At 35.4% G+C, this 19101-nt stretch carries 18 protein-coding genes; 3 read left to right on the forward strand and 15 right to left on the reverse strand.

Going from position 1 to position 19101, the window contains the following annotated elements:
- Together RBU60_RS02080 and RBU60_RS02085 are read left to right on the forward strand one after the other, a co-directional pair.
- The gene (locus tag RBU60_RS02080) at positions 1 to 483 is read left to right on the forward strand and encodes an ExbD/TolR family protein (RefSeq protein ID WP_308862968.1); all 483 of its coding nucleotides are present in this window, start codon (positions 1 to 3) and stop codon (positions 481 to 483) included.
- Positions 484 to 778: 295 nt separating this feature from the next.
- Positions 779 to 1477 carry a porin family protein gene (locus RBU60_RS02085; protein ID WP_308862969.1) on the forward strand — a complete coding sequence of 233 codons (699 nt, stop codon included), beginning with the start codon at positions 779 to 781 and terminating at the stop codon, positions 1475 to 1477.
- On the opposite strand, the gene RBU60_RS02090 is transcribed toward RBU60_RS02085, so the two are convergent.
- The 3 genes from RBU60_RS02090 to RBU60_RS02100 form a co-directional block, all read right to left on the reverse strand.
- Positions 1474 to 2073 carry a hypothetical protein gene (locus tag RBU60_RS02090; protein WP_308862970.1) on the reverse strand — a complete coding sequence of 200 codons (600 nt, stop codon included), beginning with the start codon at positions 2071 to 2073 and terminating at the stop codon, positions 1474 to 1476. The genes RBU60_RS02085 and RBU60_RS02090 overlap by 4 nt on opposite strands.
- Positions 2074 to 2082: 9 nt before the next feature.
- Positions 2083 to 3540, reverse strand: coding sequence for an RNA polymerase factor sigma-54 (rpoN, locus tag RBU60_RS02095; protein ID WP_308862972.1), 1458 nt, complete (start codon positions 3538 to 3540; stop codon positions 2083 to 2085).
- 93 nt (positions 3541 to 3633) lie between these two features.
- Positions 3634 to 4488 (reverse strand): RluA family pseudouridine synthase, encoded by an 855-nt coding sequence (locus RBU60_RS02100; protein WP_308862973.1) that lies wholly within the window; start codon positions 4486 to 4488, stop codon positions 3634 to 3636.
- A 32-nt stretch (positions 4489 to 4520) separates the two neighbouring features.
- Between RBU60_RS02100 and RBU60_RS02105 the strand changes: the two genes are divergently transcribed.
- The gene (locus tag RBU60_RS02105) at positions 4521 to 5435 is read left to right on the forward strand and encodes a carboxypeptidase-like regulatory domain-containing protein (RefSeq protein ID WP_308862974.1); all 915 of its coding nucleotides are present in this window, start codon (positions 4521 to 4523) and stop codon (positions 5433 to 5435) included.
- A gap of 122 nt (positions 5436 to 5557) precedes the next feature.
- Here the strand turns inward: RBU60_RS02105 and asnS are convergent, their stop codons facing one another.
- The 12 genes from asnS to rplM form a co-directional block, all read right to left on the reverse strand.
- A complete protein-coding gene (asnS, locus tag RBU60_RS02110; RefSeq protein ID WP_308862975.1) occupies positions 5558 to 7000 on the reverse strand; it encodes an asparagine--tRNA ligase in 1443 nt (480 codons plus the stop codon).
- Between the two features lie 79 nt (positions 7001 to 7079).
- Positions 7080 to 7739, reverse strand: coding sequence for a hypothetical protein (locus RBU60_RS02115; RefSeq protein WP_308862976.1), 660 nt, complete (start codon positions 7737 to 7739; stop codon positions 7080 to 7082).
- Positions 7718 to 8311 (reverse strand): hypothetical protein, encoded by a 594-nt coding sequence (locus RBU60_RS02120; RefSeq protein WP_308862977.1) that lies wholly within the window; start codon positions 8309 to 8311, stop codon positions 7718 to 7720. The genes RBU60_RS02115 and RBU60_RS02120 overlap by 22 nt, the downstream gene beginning before the upstream one ends.
- Positions 8312 to 8841: 530 nt before the next feature.
- On the reverse strand, positions 8842 to 11244 hold the full coding sequence (locus RBU60_RS02125; RefSeq protein ID WP_308862978.1) for an efflux RND transporter permease subunit: 2403 nt from the start codon (positions 11242 to 11244) through the stop codon (positions 8842 to 8844).
- A gap of 61 nt (positions 11245 to 11305) precedes the next feature.
- The gene (locus RBU60_RS02130) at positions 11306 to 13747 is read right to left on the reverse strand and encodes a DUF5686 family protein (protein ID WP_308862979.1); all 2442 of its coding nucleotides are present in this window, start codon (positions 13745 to 13747) and stop codon (positions 11306 to 11308) included.
- An 84-nt stretch (positions 13748 to 13831) separates the two neighbouring features.
- Positions 13832 to 14386 (reverse strand): ribosome recycling factor, encoded by a 555-nt coding sequence (gene frr / locus RBU60_RS02135; protein WP_308862980.1) that lies wholly within the window; start codon positions 14384 to 14386, stop codon positions 13832 to 13834.
- A 50-nt stretch (positions 14387 to 14436) separates the two neighbouring features.
- Positions 14437 to 15144, reverse strand: a complete 708-nt coding sequence (gene pyrH / locus RBU60_RS02140; RefSeq protein ID WP_308862982.1) for a UMP kinase — start codon at positions 15142 to 15144, stop codon at positions 14437 to 14439.
- Positions 15145 to 15271: 127 nt separating this feature from the next.
- Positions 15272 to 15991 (reverse strand): hypothetical protein, encoded by a 720-nt coding sequence (locus tag RBU60_RS02145; RefSeq protein ID WP_308862984.1) that lies wholly within the window; start codon positions 15989 to 15991, stop codon positions 15272 to 15274.
- 71 nt (positions 15992 to 16062) lie between these two features.
- Positions 16063 to 17028 (reverse strand): translation elongation factor Ts, encoded by a 966-nt coding sequence (tsf, locus tag RBU60_RS02150; protein WP_308862985.1) that lies wholly within the window; start codon positions 17026 to 17028, stop codon positions 16063 to 16065.
- 101 nt (positions 17029 to 17129) lie between these two features.
- Positions 17130 to 18059 carry a 30S ribosomal protein S2 gene (rpsB, locus tag RBU60_RS02155; protein WP_308862987.1) on the reverse strand — a complete coding sequence of 310 codons (930 nt, stop codon included), beginning with the start codon at positions 18057 to 18059 and terminating at the stop codon, positions 17130 to 17132.
- Positions 18060 to 18215: 156 nt separating this feature from the next.
- Complete coding sequence (gene rpsI / locus RBU60_RS02160; protein WP_308862988.1) at positions 18216 to 18602, reverse strand: 30S ribosomal protein S9; 387 nt, start codon at positions 18600 to 18602, stop codon at positions 18216 to 18218.
- Positions 18603 to 19058 carry a 50S ribosomal protein L13 gene (rplM, locus tag RBU60_RS02165; protein WP_308862989.1) on the reverse strand — a complete coding sequence of 152 codons (456 nt, stop codon included), beginning with the start codon at positions 19056 to 19058 and terminating at the stop codon, positions 18603 to 18605.
- Positions 19059 to 19101 lie beyond the last annotated feature (43 nt).

Raw genomic sequence — 19101 nt, forward strand, 5'->3', positions numbered from 1 at the left:
ATGTCTAAATTTAGAAAGAAAAAAAGCGGAGACTTGCCGGCTATATCAACGGCCTCACTGCCAGATATTGTATTTATGTTACTGTTCTTTTTTATGGTGGCAACCACGATGAGGGATACTACTTTAATGGTTGAGAATAATTTGCCTTTTGCAGATCAAGTTGAAAAACTAGAGAAGAAAGATTTGGTAATGTATGTTTATGCGGGGAAACCTAGCGAACGTTATCAAAGACAATTTGGTAAAGAAGCCCGGGTTCAGTTAAATGATAAGTTTGCAGATGTTTCAGATATCAAAGAATTTATTATTTCGGAAAGAGAATCTAAGAGAGAAGAATTACAGAATTTATTAACTACTTCTCTTAAAGTAGATACAAAAACCAATATGGGTCTTGTAGCAGATATCAAATATGAATTAAGAAAAGCAGAAGCTTATAGAGTGAATTATACGACTAAGAATGGTAAAGCTTCTCAAAATATGAACTAACAAGTTTTAACTTTTAACTCAAAAAACATCCAATTTCAATTGGATGTTTTTTGTTTTTATATATTAGTGTTCGGTTAAAAACGTTAAAAGTGTAGTCGCCTTAATGATGGGAGCGGGAAACAAAACATTCTTATATTCGGTTAATATTTCTGAAATTAAATAACTTTTATAAATTAAACAATTGTTTACTAGTTGGTTAATGTTAAGGCTAGCTTCTATGATCTAAAACGTAGGGTCTAACATCTTAGTCGGGCATAACTAGTTTTTATACTTTCGTTTTAAGTATCTTTCCTCTATGAAAAATGTGCTATTCCTTTGTTTCGCTTTATTTTTTTTTGCGACCAGCTTTTCGCAAGAAATCCAGGCGATAGACACTACTTCTGTTGCAGTAGATAGTCTGTACCGCGAGGATCAATTCTATGCTGGCTTTGGCTTTAATTTGTTGCTTAATCGCCCAGAGGGAATAAAACAATCTGGATTCTCTGGAGGTTTGCATTTTGGGTTTACGCGGGATATGCCTATTAATAAAAGAAGAAATAAAGCCATAGGGCTTGGTTTGGGAATGTCTATCAATTCTTACGGCTTTAATTTACTGATCGATGAAAAGGAAAACGAAACCACTTTTGATGTCATCGAAAATAACTACGATACCAATAGATTAACCAACTACCTTATTGAAATGCCCTTAGAATACCGTTGGAGAACTTCTACGGCTTCCGATTATAAATTTTGGAGGATTTATACGGGATTGCGATTGGGCTATGTATTTTGGTCTAAAGCAAACTACGTTGCTGGTGATGTTAAAATTAGAGATAAGCACCTCAATGCGCTAGATAATTTTAGGTACGGACTCACTTTTACCTTTGGCTATAATACCTTTAATTTTAATGTCTATTACAGTTTAAATCCCTTCTTTGATGGAACTTTAGGCGATACAGTAGAAGAAGTGGGGCTAAATCCCCTTAAGATTGGGATTATGTTTTATATCCTTTAATACCAGAGTAAACTTAAATACGGAATAATTCCTATTGAAGCACCCCACACTAATTCTTTTCCAGTATGCGCTTTTAGCTGCAGTCTTGAAGTAGCAATCCACCCCATTAAGAAAATTAAGAGCGAAATAAGATAAATCATATTAGTTTGATACAAAAAGCTAAGCATGGTAATAAAAGCAAGCACTCCCATAATTCCCATCATGTGTAAACTAGCTTTCACTTTAAAGTAAGCTAGAATCAACGCGAGCATATTGGAATAAAGAATACAAGTAAAAAAAAAGTAAAGCTCGGTTTGCTCATAACTTTTTAAGATAAAGTTATTGACCGTTAATAGTATGATGCAAAAAAACAATAAAGGAATCTTTCTTTCCTGAACACTTCTTAAATGAACACTTTGTATGATTTTCAAATTCTTTAACAAAAAGAAAAAAACGATAGGAATAAAAATGGTAAGAATACTAATCGCTAAAATTTTTGCTTTAGCAATAGGGTCCGGTGAAAATCTAGGTGTCAAAACAAAATAGAGTAGACTCCCCAATAACGGCATTAATATGGGGTGTAGGAAGTAAGAAGCAGATTTAATGAATACACGCATAAAAGCAATTTAAATTTCTTTTCTAAGCCTTGCTACAGGAATATCTAATTGCTCTCTATATTTTGCTACGGTTCGCCTAGCAATAGGGTAGCCTTTTTCCTTTAATACTTTTGCCAGTTTATCATCGGTTAGAGGTTTTTTCTTATCCTCATCCTCAATGCTCATCTCTAGGATTTTCTTAATCTCTAAGGTAGAAACCTCTTCTCCTTGATCATTCGTCATCGATTCCGAAAAGAATTCTTTAATCAATTTGGTACCATAAGGCGTATCCACATATTTACTGTTTGCCACCCGACTTACGGTAGAAACATCCATATCAATTTTTTCGGCGATATCTTTTAAAATCATGGGATTCAGATCGCGCTCATCACCGGTCATAAAATATTCATATTGATGATGCATAATGGCATTCATTGTCACAAATAAGGTTTCTTGGCGTTGTCTAATTGCTTCTATAAACCATTTGGCAGAGTCCAGTTTTTGTTTGATAAACATCACGGCATCTTTCTGCTTCTTGCTTTTTTCTTTGGATTCCTTATAGCCTTTCAGCATGTTATTGTATTCCCGAGAAACATGCATCGTTGGGGCATTTCTTCCGTTAAGCGTTAATTCCAACTCTCCATCTTTAATCTTAATGGTAAAATCGGGTACTACGTGCTCTACGATTCTAGTATTGGTAGAGTAAGAGCCTCCGGGTTTAGGATTAAGGTGTGATATCTCGTCAATCACCTCCCTCAATTGATCTTCGGTAATATTAAATTTAGAAATCAGTTTCTGGTAATGCCTCTTACTAAATTGTTCAAAAGCATTTTCCATCATATCGATAGATAACTCCACTAACGGAGTGGCTTCTCTTCTCTTTAACTGAATAAGTAGACACTCTTGTAACGAACGTGCTCCAACTCCCGCAGGGTCTAGCTCGTGTACCAATTTAAAAACTTTTTCTACCGTCTCCTCATCGGTGTAAATATTTTGAGTAAAAGCAAGGTCATCAACAATATCGCTGGTTTCTCTACGTATATAACCACTTTCATCTACGCTACCGACAAGAAATTCGGCGATTTTCTTTTCCTCTTCATCGAGTCTAAAGGTTTGCAATTGCGTTTTTAAATGCTGAGAAAAGGAAATACCAGACGCATAAGGGATGCTTTTTTCGTCATCATCTTTGCTGTAATTATTCGCTTGCGTTCTATAACTTGGGATTTCATCATCGCTTAAATACTCGTCCACATCAATTTCAGATTCGGTTTCAATGATTTCCGAATCACTTTCCATCTCCTCATTTTTAAACTCATCTTCATACTCATCGGTAGATTCTTTCCCACTATCCAAGGCAGGATTTTCTTCCAACTCTTGCTTTACACGTTGTTCAAAAGCTTGCGTAGGAAGTTGTATCAGTTTCATTAACTGAATCTGCTGCGGAGATAACTTTTGTGAAAGTTTAAAATTTAGTTGCTGCTTAAGCATAAATCATAGGATTATACCTACAAAAGTAACGAAAAAGCTGATAGTTCTCTTACCAAAGTTTTGTTAAGCTTCAATTTAGGTATAAGAAGAGGCTTAAAACTTTAAAAATCGCTTAGAAAGTTGAGATTCTAACGCGTGAGTATCAGAAGTTATGGGGTGTTTGAATTGCAATTTATAAGCGGTTAAATAAATTGCTTTCTGAAGAAAAAATTTGGCGCCATAGCTTTCATCTCCCACAATAGGGAAGCCGTGCATAGATAAATGTTTTCTCAATTGATGCGTTCTTCCCGTAAGCGGATTTAATTCTACCAAGCTAAAATCATTTCCTTCTTTTTGATAGAATTTAGTAGCTTTTGCAAGGGTTTCCGAAGCTTTGCCGTCCAGTTCATCGTTGATGATCTGTTCTTCTTCGCTAAATTTTCCTTCTACAATCGCCAAGTAAGTTTTGCTGATTTCTTTGCGTTCAAAGGCAAGGGATAATTGCGCTTGCGCGGATTTAGTCTTGGCAACGAGCAACAATCCGCTAGTGGGATTATCTAATCGGTGTACCGGAAGCGGATAAACCAACGCATCTGGTTGAGTGGAACTAGTCAGGTTAAAAGGGAGTGCATTTTCTATGGTTTTAAAGTAATTTCCGTTGGTAGGATACCCTGAAGGTTTCTCAATCACCGCTAAGAAATCATCTTCAAAAACTACTGAAAACGAAAGTTGGAAGATTTTTTTTGGCTTCACCGGTTCTTCCAAAAGCTGTAATTCCTGTCCTTCCTGAATCCAGTCGGCCGTACGCGCCACTTTTCCGTTAAGGAGAATTCGCTCTTTCTTAAGTGCTTTTTTTACCGCGTTTCTAGAGTTGAGTAAATCAAAAACTTGGGAAGCATATTCTTGCAATCGAATAGCTTCTTTTATGTGGGGAACAGTATGTTTTTCTATAGCCTTAGAGGACGTCATTTATTTTTTATCTTTAACCTAAAATATATTTGATGCGATTAATCCTATTTCTTTTTTTATATCCCATTTTGTCCACAGCTCAAGTATTTACTTCTAAGTTAAAATCTGCCGAGAAACAAGAGCCTTTGGGCTATGTGAATGTAAGTATTTTAGATAAAAAAATAGGTACAAATACCAATTCTAAAGGTGAATTTTCCTTAGACTTAGAAAAGTATAAACAAGATAGCTTATTGATCAGCCACTTGGGTTATGAGTCTAAAAAAATTTCAATTGGAACCTTGTTAGAGCAAGCTCAAGAATATCAAGAAATTTATTTAGAAACTACTTACGAAGTTATGGACGAAGTGGTATTGCAAGTGAAAAGGAAAAAATACGGAAGTAAGCACCGTTTAGGATTACGAAAAAAATGGTTTTCGAGCAAAATTGGCGTCCAATTTGGAATGGAGCAAGCCATTTATATTCCTAATGAAAAAGAAAAAAAAGGAAAAGTAGAAGAAGTTAGTTTTTGGGTTGGGGAACAAGAGGAGTTATTTTATAACAGTAAATTAACTTGGTTTAGAATTAAGTTTTATAACTATGATGAAGATAAAGATGAACCCGGAGCGCTGCTTTCCTATGAAAATCTTGTTATAAAACCTGATGGAAATACAAAGCAACAATTAAGCATAGAGCTAAGTAAGTTTGCTATTCCTTTCCTTAAAAACGGAATATGCGTTGTCATTGAAACTATTAATCCTAACCCAACTGAGGGGAGCGATAACCAATTTATGACTTATCCTAAATTAATTTATTCGCGAGAAAAAAATAATAGAGCTTGGATGAGCTACCGCGGAAATAATTGGCAACACCGCTCTAAAAAACATCGAGTAACGAAAACAGTTCTAGGTAATGAGAAGAAATTTTACCTCACTCCAGTTGTAAAAATCAAAGTAAGGTATGAGAAGTAACCTATAAAAAAAGCCAAATTGAATTTCAATCTGGCTTTTAGCTTTATTATTTCTGATGTTTGTAGCAGAAGACTAAAGATTCCTCCTTCGTCGGAATGACAATACTGCAAAGCAATTCTGTTCTAGAAATCGGCGTTTTGCGGACTTCTAGGGTAAGGAATCACATCTCTAATGTTCCCCATTCCTGTGGCGAATAAAACCAAGCGTTCAAAACCTAAGCCAAATCCGCTATGGACGCAAGTTCCAAATTTACGGGTGTCTAAATACCACCATAATTCTTCCTCATCGATGTCTAGCTCTTTCATTTTGGCTTGCAGTACGTCTAAACGCTCTTCACGTTGAGAACCTCCTACCATTTCTCCAATGCCTGGGAAAAGTACATCCATGGCTCTTACCGTTTTCCCATCTTCGTTTAAGCGCATGTAAAAGGCTTTGATATTGGCGGGGTAATCAAATAAAATTACCGGACATTTAAAATGTTTTTCAACCAAAAAGCGTTCGTGTTCACTCTGCAAATCTGCTCCCCATTCTTCAATCACATAATTGAATTTTTTCTTTTTGTTGGGTTTAGAGTTTCTTAAGATATCTATGGCTTCGGTATAGCTGACGCGTTTAAAATTGTTCTGGGTGATAAACTTTAATTTATCACGCAAGGTCATGGGAGCGCGATCTGCTTCCGGTTTGCTTTTATCTTCTTGAATTAATCTGTTTTCCAAGAAGGCCAAATCATCATCGCAATGTTCTAAAATGTATTCTAAAACGTATTTGATAAAGTCTTCGGCAAGATCCATATTTCCGTCAAGGTCACAAAAAGCAACCTCAGGTTCAATCATCCAAAATTCAGCTAAATGGCGAGAAGTGTTAGAATTTTCGGCTCTAAAAGTAGGGCCAAAGGTATATACTTGTCCTAACCCCAGCGCATAAGTTTCGGCTTCTAACTGTCCGCTTACGGTAAGGTTGGTTTCTTTTCCGAAGAAATCTTCTTTGTAATTAATGCTTCCGTCTTCATTTTTAGCCACCTTGTTTAAGTCCATATTGGTCACCTTAAACATTTCTCCGGCTCCTTCGGCATCACTACCTGTAATGATAGGTGTATTTACGTAATTGAAGCCATTTTGCTGAAAGTATTGATGAACAGCAAAAGAAAGCTTAGAACGCACTCGCATAATAGCACTAAAGGTGTTGGTGCGCACGCGTAAATGTGCTTGTTCTCTTAATTTTTCTAAGGAATGACGTTTAGGAGAAAGAATAGTTTTCTTAACCTCTTCTGGATCTGCTTTTCCTAAGATTTCTATGTCTTGTACTTCGATTTCTACTTTTTGTCCTTGCCCTTCACTTTCTTTAAGTGTACCTTTTATAGCTACGGCAGCTCCAACATTAATTTGTTTTAAGGTTTCTTCGGGAGTATTTTCAAAATCTACAACACATTGTAAATTATTAATCGTAGAACCATCATTTAGGGCGATAAAGCGGTTGCTTCTAAAAGCACGTACCCAGCCTTTTACATAAATTTCTTGTAAAACCGGATCGGTTTTAATTACATCTACAATTTTGGTATGTTTCATCTTCATTTAATTTGAGCGACAAATATAATTTTTAGCCCTAAGCTTAGCAAGAAGTTAGGGGTAAAAGAAGTGCTACGTGCTAATTTATTCGATAACTGATTGAAAAATGAGGGAAACGTATAAAATCTTGAAAAATAACGCTGGATTCAACGTCTTTACGGTTTTCAAAATTTGGCGTGTTAGAATGGTAAGTGACTATGTCTTTAAAGAAAATGGAAACCATCCAATCTTCGTCTAGTAAAAAACTAAAACCAGCGTCTAGATAGGTTTTTAAGTAATTGCTCGTTTGGGTATCAAGATTTTCTATTGCTGGGTTGACACGATAATGGTTATAATTAACACCTATTTCACTTTTAAGGTAAAATTGAGGTGTAATTTTTAAGAAGTAGTATTGTAGTTGTGCCCCGATTTTATAATTGAGCGAAGTGTTATTTTTATCTATTTCTTTTACTTCAAAAGAATCGTAACCAATGCCTAGTTGCCCGCCAATGAATAACCGATTGGCAATAGCATAATTTACTTGCGGAATAAACTCTAGGCGTAAACTATTATTTATTTCTTGATAATCAATATTATTGTTGTTGATTCTTGCCAATTCTCGGTTATAAAAAGATAATCCTGCTTTTGCTTCTACCCAAACTTCTCCTTTTTCTAAAGATTGGTTTTGAGCTGAAATATTATAGCCAGAGAAAAGTACTAAAATAAATATATTAAGATTTAAAAAATGGTTTCCTCCCATACATCTGGAATGTTTTTTAAGTTTTCTAAATCCATGGATATAAATATATAGTCTATATTTTCTTCTTTATAAAGATGTTTTGCTAAATTAATATATTTATCTTGTAAACCATCCATTTTTGTAGTGTAAAGAATTATAGTGGTTGTTTTATTTTTAGGAAAATCATAGATTTCTTGTGATTCAATACTTTTTAAAACCATTCCTTTATAAGTCTTTTCATTAGAAAGAAAATTTTCAATATCAGAATTATCTATTGCAGTAAAATTATCACAAGTATTTAATGGAACTTCATTACCATTTTCATCTTTTACCAATATTTTATCAATTGAAGTAGATTGTTTATTTTTTGTAAAAGAAATTAATGATGCTTCCATATTGTTTATAAAATCTGGGCTTGAAGCTTTTGATACATAATAGAACTTTGACTTTTTTACTTTTTGTGTATCAGAAACTTTATTTAAATATGCTCCTGAGGGTAAAAGTTCTTCAGAAGCATTGTTTTTTGTTTCAAAACTAATTTTAATGCAAGAGGTCACCAACATAAAGATAGTTATATAAAAAATCCTTTTCATTCAATTATATTTCAATATTTATATCACAAATTAAGTTTCCATTTTCATCAATTCTAGTAGGATAAGAACCTTCTATAAACATTACTTCTCCATGTTGGGTATTTTTAGTTACTATAAAATTTTCAAGATCATTAGAAGAATGGTAATCGGAGTTGGTTATTTCTGAAGGAAAATGTAATCCTAAAGTATTTTCGTTTATTAATTCAGGCGTAAATTCTACCTCACCAGTACTTTCGTTCAGATTTTTTATTTCATTTTTAGAATGCGCATTGTCATTATCATAGGAATTGGTTTTATCATAATCATTGTCTGAACTACAGGAATTTAATATAGATAGAACTAAAAAGAGTATCGTTAGCTTTAAAGGGTTAAAGTTTTGAAGTTTTCTTAATGAAGTTTATTTATATAAGTTGACTTCTAAGCTAAACAAAAAAAATTATTTAACAAAATCATATGATATTAATAATTCATTTACATGAATTCTAATCTTTACTTTTTTTGTTTATTAAGTGGTTAAGGGTAAAATGGATTTATTTATCGATTGATTCCTCCTTTTCCTCTTCAGCAATAATATCTAAATGAGGCTCTTTAAAGGTTTCTTTGTTAGAAACGCTTTTTTCTAATGAAAGCAACAGCGAAGGCAGCAGCAATAAGTTAGATAACATCGCGAAAAGCAAAGTTGCAGAAACTAATCCGCCAAGGGCAACTGTACCTCCAAAACTACTGATCATAAATACGGAAAACCCAAAAAACAAGACGATGGAAGTGTAAAACATACTCACGGTGGTTTCTCGTAAAGCGGGATACACTGACTTCTTGATTTTCCAATTATGGTATTTTAACTCTTGCCTGTATTTTGCTAAGAAGTGAATGGTGTCATCTACCGAAATTCCAAACGCAATACTAAATACTAAAATGGTAGAAGGTTTTATAGGAATTCCTAAAAAGCCCATCATTCCCGCGGTAATGATAAGCGGAAGTAAGTTGGGGATGAGAGAAATGATTATCATTTTGAATGATCTAAACATCCAAGCCATAAAAATGGCAATCAAAAGAATAGCCAAAGAGAGCGATAAAATAAGGTTTTTCACTAAATAAGTGGTTCCTTTTTGAAAGATTAAAGCTTTCCCAGTCATGGTCACATCGTAACGTTCTGCAGGAAAGAGCTTGTTGATTTTTGGCCACAAATTATCCTCGATACGTTCCATTTCTTCGGTGCCAATATCTTTCATAAAGACCGTCATACGCGCGTATTGTCCCGTAGAATCTACATAGGCATTTAACTGATTGTTCTTCCCGTCAGACATTCCTTTGAGGTAGGGGAATATAAAGTTCTTCTCTTGGGAAGTGGGCAATTGGTAATATTTAGGATTCCCATTATAGTAAGCTTGTTTACTATATTTTACTAAATCTACGACAGATAAGGGTTTGGAAAGTTCGGGAACATCGGCAAGTAAATCTTCCAAATCTCTCATCCGCTTTAGTGTAGAAAGCTTTAAAACCCCTTCTTTTCTTTTGGTATCGATTAAAATCTCTAAGGGCATAATGCCATCAAATTCATCTTCAAAAAACTCTATATCTTTAAAGAATGCCGCTTCTTTGGGCATATCTTCTAATAAACTCCCCGAAACTTTAATGGTATAAATCCCAATAATACTCGTCACCAATACCAGAATGGTGATGATGTAGATGGTAATTCTTCTATTTCTTACCGTGCGCTCTACCCAGTTGACAAAACCTTCTAGCCAAGTTCTTCCCAAGTGTTTTAAGTGACGTTCTTTTGGTGGGGCTAAATAGCTGTAAATAATGGGGATGAGGAGAATGCTGAGTACAAATAGAGCCAAGATATTAATAGAAGCTACAATACCAAATTCTTTAAGTAATTTACTTTCGGTAATGATAAAAGTAGCAAAACCAGAGGCGGTGGTGACATTGGTCATTAACGTAGCGTTCCCTATTTTAGTAATTACCCGTTGTAAAGACTTGGCCTGATTCCCGTGTTTTTTAATTTCCTGCTGGTACTTATTGATGAGGAAAATACAATTGGGAATTCCTATCACAATGATGAGCGGCGGAATAATGGCGGTGAGTACCGTAATTTCATAATGTAGTAATCCCAAAAACCCGAAAGCCCACATCACTCCAATAATTACCGTAATCATAGAGATGAATGTTGCTCTAAACGATCTAAAGAAGAAGAAGAAAATAAGCGAAGTCACGAATAAGGCGCCCAAGACAAACCACTGGATCTCGTCGATAATGTTTTGAGAGTTAAGCGTTCTAATGTAAGGCATCCCCGAGACATGAATGTCGAGGTCGTTATTAAGCTCAAACTCATTTAACAAGGGTTGCAAGTGCTCCATTACAAAGATTTTTCGCTCTTTGGAGTTGACAATATCTTTATTTAAATATACGGCGGTTTGTACGGTATTGCTCTTCTTGCTGTAAATGAGACCTTCATAGAAAGGAAGTTTCTCAAATATTTCTTCTTTATAGGCTTTCGCCTGAATGGCATTAATTTTTTCCTCTTTAATGAGCGGAACCAGTTCAAAGCGGTTGGGGTTTTCAAATTTCTGAAGCTTCTTTAAGTTCTGAATCCCTATGGAATATTCTACCTGAGGAAAAGCTTCTAGTTTCTTACTAAGGTCGTTCCAAGCGTTTAATTTCTTCGGAGTAAAAAGGTCTTTGTCGTTGGTGGCGATGACAATAAGATTTCCTTCTTCCCCAAACTTATCTAAGAATTTTTGATATTCTTGGTTAATTTCGTGATCATCAGGAAGCAGGTTCGCTTCTGTAAAGGAGAACCGCATGTGCTGCCACTGAAAACCTAAGAAAATAGTAAAGGCTAAAATTAGCCCCAATATAATAATCCTATTTCTAAGAATTATTCTTGCAATGGTATTCCAGAAACCGAAACTAAAAATCTTTGACATGACGCAAAATTAGGCACGCAAAGGTATAAAATGCTACAAAATAAACACTTCAATTTTCGATTTAAAGCTGAAAATAAAAGGTAAACTTTAAACTCATGTTCTCTTCTATTTGGGGTAGGTGGTATGCGCCATAGCGATAAGCGAAGCTTAACCCGAAGCCAAAAAGTATTTTATTGAGTTCTACTGCGGCTTCATTATATCCGTGCTCTAAGGTGTTGAATGTTATATTTTGGTGCTGAGCTTGGTTGGAGATATCTCCAATGGCGTGCCGGGTAATAAAAACTAACTCGGGTTTTATTTTTTTAGAAATTTCAAAGGGTCGTAGGCGGTGTTTAATTTGTAAAGTCGCTAAGCGGTCGCTAAAAAACTCACTAAAGTACATGGTCTCAAAAGTTCTTCTTCCTGCTACTGAAAAACGCGGAATGAGCCCTTCTTTATTAGGGTTGTTGGGATAGGCATGAAACGTATGCGTGAGCGGCAACTCTCCAAAAGCATAGTCCCCTTCTAGAATGATTTCGGTGTTATTTTGTGTGATCCTATTAATGGTGTAATTCATCTTTGCTCCCACTTTGGTGTAATTAAAATCACCATCTAACATTCCAGGGATTGCTTGCACTACCTGAAGAGAAAATTTAGGATAACCCACATTGACCTCAATAGATTTTTCTGGAGCTTCTAGGTAATCGCTGTAAGGGCTCCAGCGAAAACTAGCGGTTAATTCGGTGATATCGTAAGAAGAGTAAACTCTGCCTTTACGGAGGTAGCGGTAACTGCCGGTTTGATCGACTGCGGTTTTAGAAACTTGAAATTCACTTAACAACTCCGGAAAAAAGTTGTGCTGAATGCTAGATTGAAAAGAACGGTATTTATAATAAAAATTAATGTTTACGAGTCGGGGTTCGAATAAGGAATACACTCGGGCATCAGATAAATAATGGAAGCTTCCTACTTCTTGAATGTCTTTGGTGTAACTTAGGTTAAACCAGGTATTCGTTTTTCTGTTTAAAGACAAGCCAAAACCCGCATTGTATTTAATTTCTCTGTCTTTAAAACCGTAAACTCCATAGCCTTGAAATCTAACTGTTTTAGAAAATTTATCATTAGTAACTCCTCCTGCTCCTAATCTTAAGCCTTCGTAATCATTGAATTTAAAAAGAGTTCTTAAATCTAGATTAAAAAAGCCTATAGGGAAATAGCCTATGTTGAAGTTTTGAAGCACATCAATCTTCCGATTAATATTTTGATCTTTAACAATGCTATCTACCTTTTTAAAAGTCTTTTTATCTCTTTCTGTAAAGGGAATACTTCTGTTTTTTTGCCAAAAAGAAATAGGTTGGGAGGTGGCATTAGGCGCCAAAATAATGGAGCTAGTTTTGTCTAGATTTTCATCAACTCGCTCAAAAGTAATGTCTTTGTTGATGGAGGTGGAGTTTAAGAAAAGCTTGTTGCTAGGTTCATCTCCTTCGGGAAGACTTCCCAGAGAAATATTACCTCCAAAAATGGAAACTTTTTTCCCTCCGCTGCCCGGTAAGAGCATTACATTTTGCTTTTCTGGAAACCAAATATCTTCCTTTGGATAATAGGTAAAATCTTGTTCGGCGCTAATCTCTACTTCACCCTTTAGTTGTCCTACTGCTTTTTGTAGACCATAATTTAGCGTGTCTATGTAAAGAACCCCTTCTAATCCTGCTACTTTTTTCTCTCTTTTTGGCTGAAAGTAAATCACATAAGCAGGTCGGTCTGTTTGGGTAGTGTCTAATACTTTATAGGTGTAATTATTAAAAGGTCTTTTTGATAAAGGTCCTGCGTAATCATTGCCAAAGACGGTATATTTTTCTTTGTACCAAGTATTGGATTGCACTTTTAAAGAAAGCAATTCATATACAGGTTCTTTAAAACCGGCCGTTCTCGTGGCTACAATTTTTTGTTTTACGCCTTCATCTTTTATAAATTTAAAATCACTTATCTGCTCACTTAAATAAGCTCTTCCTTCTTCCAGAATAGTTTTTACTTCCCTATTAGTGGTGTCGAGATCAATATTTAATAAGCTTTTTTGATCATCAATAATCAGTTTATTGTAGGTTCTAAAAGAGTAAGAACTAAACTTTAAATCTGGATCGTTGTATTTTTTCTGCTCAATGGCTTTCTTTATGATTCTATCGGCTAGAAGTCCGGTTGACTTTAAGTAAACTTCATCTAATTTTTCAATATCTTTTTGAAGCTGAACCAGGTAAAAATCATTGACTCCAATTTTAATTTTTTTACTGATGGACCCTATATATTCAATTTTTAAGTAGCTGTCTTTTTCACCTACTTCTAATTGAAATGAGCCATCAATACCTGTAAGTTGGTTCTCTTTGTCTGAATTTACAATGGAAATATTGGCGTACGGAATGGGAGTTTGGCTCTCTTGATCTATTACTACACCTTTAAGCGTCCTTTGCGCCAACATGAAGTTGGGAAGGCATAAAAGAATAAAAATACACCAAGAAAACTTCTTCATCTATAGCGGGATTAACACTGCAATAAAACCAAAAAAAGCGACATAACTGCCGCTCTTAGGTAAAATTTAAGTTTTTAAAACGTATTAAACCTTCATAATTTCTTTTTCTTTGCTAATAAAGGTTTCATCAATTTGCTTTATAAACGTGTCGGTTAAATTTTGGATTTCCTCTTCAGCTCCTTTTTGTAAGTCTTCAGAGATATCTAACTTTTTAAGTTCGGTATTCGCATTTTTACGATCGTTACGAACTCCAACTTTAGAGTCCTCCGCTTCCGCTTTAGCTTGTTTTGCCAACTCTTTACGGCGTTCTTCTGTTAATGGTGGTACGTTAATGATGACGCTTTCTCCGTTGTTCATAGGATTAAAACCAAGGTTTGCATTCATAATTCCTCTTTCAATTTCTTGAATTAAAGATTTTTCAAAAGGTTGAATAGAAATGGTTCTGGCATCTGGCGTGTTGATATTTCCTACTTGGTTAAGCGGAGTTTTAGAGCCGTAATAATCTACTAAAACCGTACTTACCATAGAAGGAGTCGCCTTCCCAGCACGAATTTTTAGCAATTGTTTCTCTAAGTGAACAATGGCATTCTGCATTGCTTCTTTAGTTCCGTCTATGATAAAATCAATTTCTTCGTTCATCTTTATTATATTTTAAATCCCGCTCAATTATACGTAAAAATAATGGAGTTTTATAAATTTACTTTGGTTCCTATTTTTTCTCCAGAAACTACTTTTAAAAGGTTTCCAGGTTTGTTCATATCAAAAACAATAATAGGCAATTCATTTTCTTGGCTCAGCGTAAAAGCGGTGGTATCCATCACTTTTAAACCTTTTCTTAGCACATCGTCAAAAGTGATGAAATCAAATTTGGTTGCTTCGCGGTTCTTTTCAGGATCTGAAGTGTAAATTCCATCTACACGAGTTCCTTTTAGAATCACATCGGCTTCAATTTCTATCGCTCTTAATACGGCTGCAGAATCGGTGGTAAAATAAGGATTTCCTGTTCCTCCTCCAAAGATAACCACTCTTCCTTTGTCTAAATGACGCATTGCTTTTCTGCGGATAAAAGGTTCGGCTACTTCATTGATTTTTACAGCAGATTGTAAGCGTGTTTCTATTCCTGCGTCTTCGCAAGCACTTTGTAGTGCTAGCCCGTTAATTACGGTGGCCAACATTCCCATGTGGTCTCCTTGTACGCGATCCATTCCTTTGCTAGCGCCTGCAACACCTCTAAAGATGTTACCGCCACCAATAACAATGGCGACTTCGATGCCTTTATCGATAACGGTTTTAATTTCGTGAGCATACTCTGCTAAGCGATCTGGGTCTATACCATATTGGCGAGATCCCATTAATGCTTCTCCAGAGAGTTTTAAAAGTATTCTTTTGTATTGCATGGCTTGTGTGTGCTAAAGTTGTGCAAATATAGCGATAAATGTATTTTGTAAAAGAATTGTAGAAAAAAAACCTGTTAATGTCTTAGGGAAGTTCTTCGACGTCTTGAGAATAGGAACTTTTATGTTCTTATTTTTTATTTTTAAGTTGATATCCTTGATTTTGAAAGCTCTGTTTCAGCTCTTTAAAGTGATCTTTTCCATAAACAAGAGCAATCTTTTTATCTTTAGACTGAAGTACTTTATTTTCTATATACTGATTCCTAACCTTGAGCAATATGTATTTTCTTTGATGAAGCGGAGTTTTTCCGCAGTTGTACTCCGCTTTGAGGTCGGTTAAAAAATCACACGGACTTAGTCTTACCTCGTCATACTTAATTTCGAAAACTTGAATTAAGGTGTCTATGGGAACATCTATTTTGCGGTCTTGCTTTTTGAGTCCGATGTTCTTCTTGGTTTGAGCTACATACTTGTTGTTTCGTAAAGCTCTAGGTAGAGATTTATTTTCTGAATCATCATATTTGGTAAGATGGAAGCCTACAATCTTTCTCCATTTTCTAGTGATGGTATCTATTTCTTTAGACGCATACAGCGTACTGTCTAGTTGTACAGTTTCATAGAAAACGCTATATCCATCATCTCTAAGTGAATCTAATTTATGTTTTACATCTTCAAAAAACTCAGGGTGATTGAGATGAACCATAGGCAAGAGCACTAGTTTCTTATCTTTCTCTTTGTTGTAAAGCACTTCGATTTCTACCGATTTGCTTACCATGGTTTTTAAAATAAAACTTCTACAGCCTGTTAAGAGAATAAGTAGAAGGAGACTTAAGACTAGCTTCTTTTTCATGCTTTAAATATAAAAAACAAAAACCCGCTTTCAAATGCATGAAAGCGGGTTTTTGTATAATAAGAGATTGCTTATCCTAAAGCAACTCTTTTAAATCCAGTAATGCTCACATCTCCGTAAGAAGATACGTATTCTGCTACATTTTTCTTGTCATCTTTAATAAATGCTTGGTCTAACAAACACTCTTCTGTATCTAACGTGGTGTTGTCAGATAAGAAACGGTCCATTTTACCAGGTAAAATTTTATCCCAAATCTTCTCAGGTTTACCTTCCGCTTTTAATTCAGCTTTAGCATCTTCTTCCGCTTTAGCTAATACTTCAGGAGTAATTTGAGACATAGAAATGTATTGAGGAACATTCTTTTTGGTTTTCCCAAGACGTCCTAACTCGATATTTCCTTTTTCGATTTCAGCAATTCTAGCTTCCGTTTCAGAAGTAACATAAGCAGGATCTAAATCTTTATAAGATAAAGAAGTTGCTCCCATAGAAGCAATTTGCATCGCTACATCTTTTCCTAAAGTTTCAGCATTGTCTACTTTTGTAGAGAATCCTACAATAGCAGCAATTTTGTTGATGTGAACGTAAGAACCAACATAAGCAGCTTTCACCACTTCAAAAGCGTTGATGTCTAATTTCTCACCAATAACCCCAGTTTGCTCCACTAGTTTATCAGCAACATTCATTCCTCCAAAATCAGCAGCTAAAAACTCCTCTTTGGTATCAAAATTTAAAGCTAAGTCACCTAATTCACTCGCTAATTGTAGAAAGTTATCGTTTTTTCCAACAAAATCAGTTTCACAACCTAGAACGATTGCTACTCCTTTGGTTTGGTCTGCATTTACTTTCGCTACGGCAGCACCTTCAGAAGACTCTCTGTCGGCTCTTTTGGCAGCTACTTTTTGTCCTTTTTTACGCAAAACCTCAATTGCTTTATCATAATCCCCTTCAGCTTCCACTAAGGCTTTCTTACAATCCATCATACCAGCACCGGTAGATTTTCTTAATTTATTTACTTCTGCAGCAGTTATCTTTGCCATGGTCTTAGGTTTTAATTTAAAAAAGACAAATCGTTTAGAAAACTCTATTTTACAATAAAATCACTAAACGATTTGCTTTTGAGTTTTATAAAAGTGTTATTTTATTTTTCCTCTTTTTTAGAAGTTTCTTTTGCTTTATCTAAAGTTTCTTCCTTAGACTCCACGACCACTTCTTCTTTAGCATCTTTCATTGCTTTTTTGTCCTCAGCATCTTTAGATGGAACTTCTGCTTCTTGCTTAGGTTCTGTCTTTTTTTCTGCTTTTGGCTCAGCTTTTTTCTCTTTCTTAGGCTCGTCTTCTTTTTTAGTAGCTTTTGCTTCTTTCTTAGACTCCTTATCTGCTTTTCTTTCGCTCAATCCATCAATGATAGAGTCAGAAACATAAGAGATTACTTTTTTGATCGATTTTGAAGCATCATCGTTAGATGGTATTACATACTCTACCTCTCTTGGGTCAGAGTTAGTATCTACCATGGCGAAGATTGGAATGTTTAATTTTTGTGCTTCTTTAATTGCGATGTGCTCACGAGTAATGTCTACTACAAATAATGCCCCCGGTAAACGAGTCATTTCTGAAATAGAACCTAAGTTTTTCTCTAACTTAGCTCTCATACGATCTACTTGTAAACGCTCTTTCTTAGAAAGGGAGTTGAAGCTACCGTCTTTTTTCATGCGATCAACCATATCCATTTTCTTCACCGCTTTACGGATCGTAACGAAATTGGTTAACATACCACCAGGCCAACGCTCAGTAATATAAGGCATGTTTGCTTTTGCAGCCTCTTCAGCTACAATTTCCTTTGCTTGTTTCTTGGTAGCAACAAATAAGATTTTTCTACCACTGGCTGCGATTTTGCTAAGCGCGTCTGCAGCTTCTTGCATTTTTGCAGCACTTTTATATAGGTTGATGATGTGAATGCCATTACGCTCCATATAAATGTAAGGAGCCATATTTGGATTCCATCTTCTTGTGAGGTGACCAAAGTGTACACCTGCATCAAGTAATTCTTTTACTTCTACTTTATTTGCCATTTTTGTAATAGTTTACGTTCGTTGAGATAGCAATAAATAAGTGGCGTAATAACACGGCCTTATTCATTTAGATGCTAAACTAACTTCGTCTTTAAGACGAATAACAACAATACTTTTTTAATAGGTTGGGGGAGTATCCTCCAAACCAATAATTGATTAACGTTTTGAGAATTGGAATTTCTTACGAGCTTTCTTCTGACCGAATTTCTTACGTTCAACCATACGAGGATCTCTCGTTAATAAACCTTCTGGCTTAAGCGTTAATCTATTCTCTGCATCCAATTCGCACATAGCTCTTGAAATTGCAAGACGAATCGCTTCTGCTTGACCAGTAATTCCTCCTCCTAATACGCTTACTTTTAAGTCGAAGTTCCCTTCATTTCCAGTTAACATTAAAGGCTGATTCACTTTATACTGAAGTGTTCCAGTAGTAAAGTAATCATTCATCTCTTTTTTGTTAACGATGATGCTTCCCGTTCCTTCCGAAAGGTACACACGCGCAACGGCAGTCTTTCTACGACCAATTTTGTGAATTGTCTCCATTTACACTAATTCGTTTAGGTTAATAGTTTTAGGTTTTTGCGCTTCATGATTGTGCTCAGAACCTACATTTACCTTTAAATTTTTGAAAAGTACTGATCCTAATTTGTTCTTAGGTAACATTCCTTTTACAGATTTTTCGATAAGCCTCACTGGGTCCTTACCAAATAATTCTGAAGCCGTTAAACTTCTTTGACCACCCGGGTAACCTGTATGACGGATATACTCTTTGGCATCCCATTTCTTACCGGTTAAGTTGATTTTCTCTGCATTGATAATAATAACATTATCTCCGCAATCAACGTGTGGGGTGTAATCGGTCTTGTACTTTCCTCTAATAAACTTTGCAGCGATAGATGAAAGGCGACCCAACGATTGTCCTTCAGCGTCTAGCACAACCCACTCCTTATTCACGGTGTTTTTGTTGGCAGAAACTGTTTTGTAACTTAATGTGTCCACACTAATTGTATTTAATAATTAAACATTCCATTCCCTTTCCCAA

It is taken from the genome of Mesonia profundi (genome assembly GCF_031085155.1).
Lineage (GTDB): Bacteria > Bacteroidota > Bacteroidia > Flavobacteriales > Flavobacteriaceae > Mesonia > Mesonia profundi.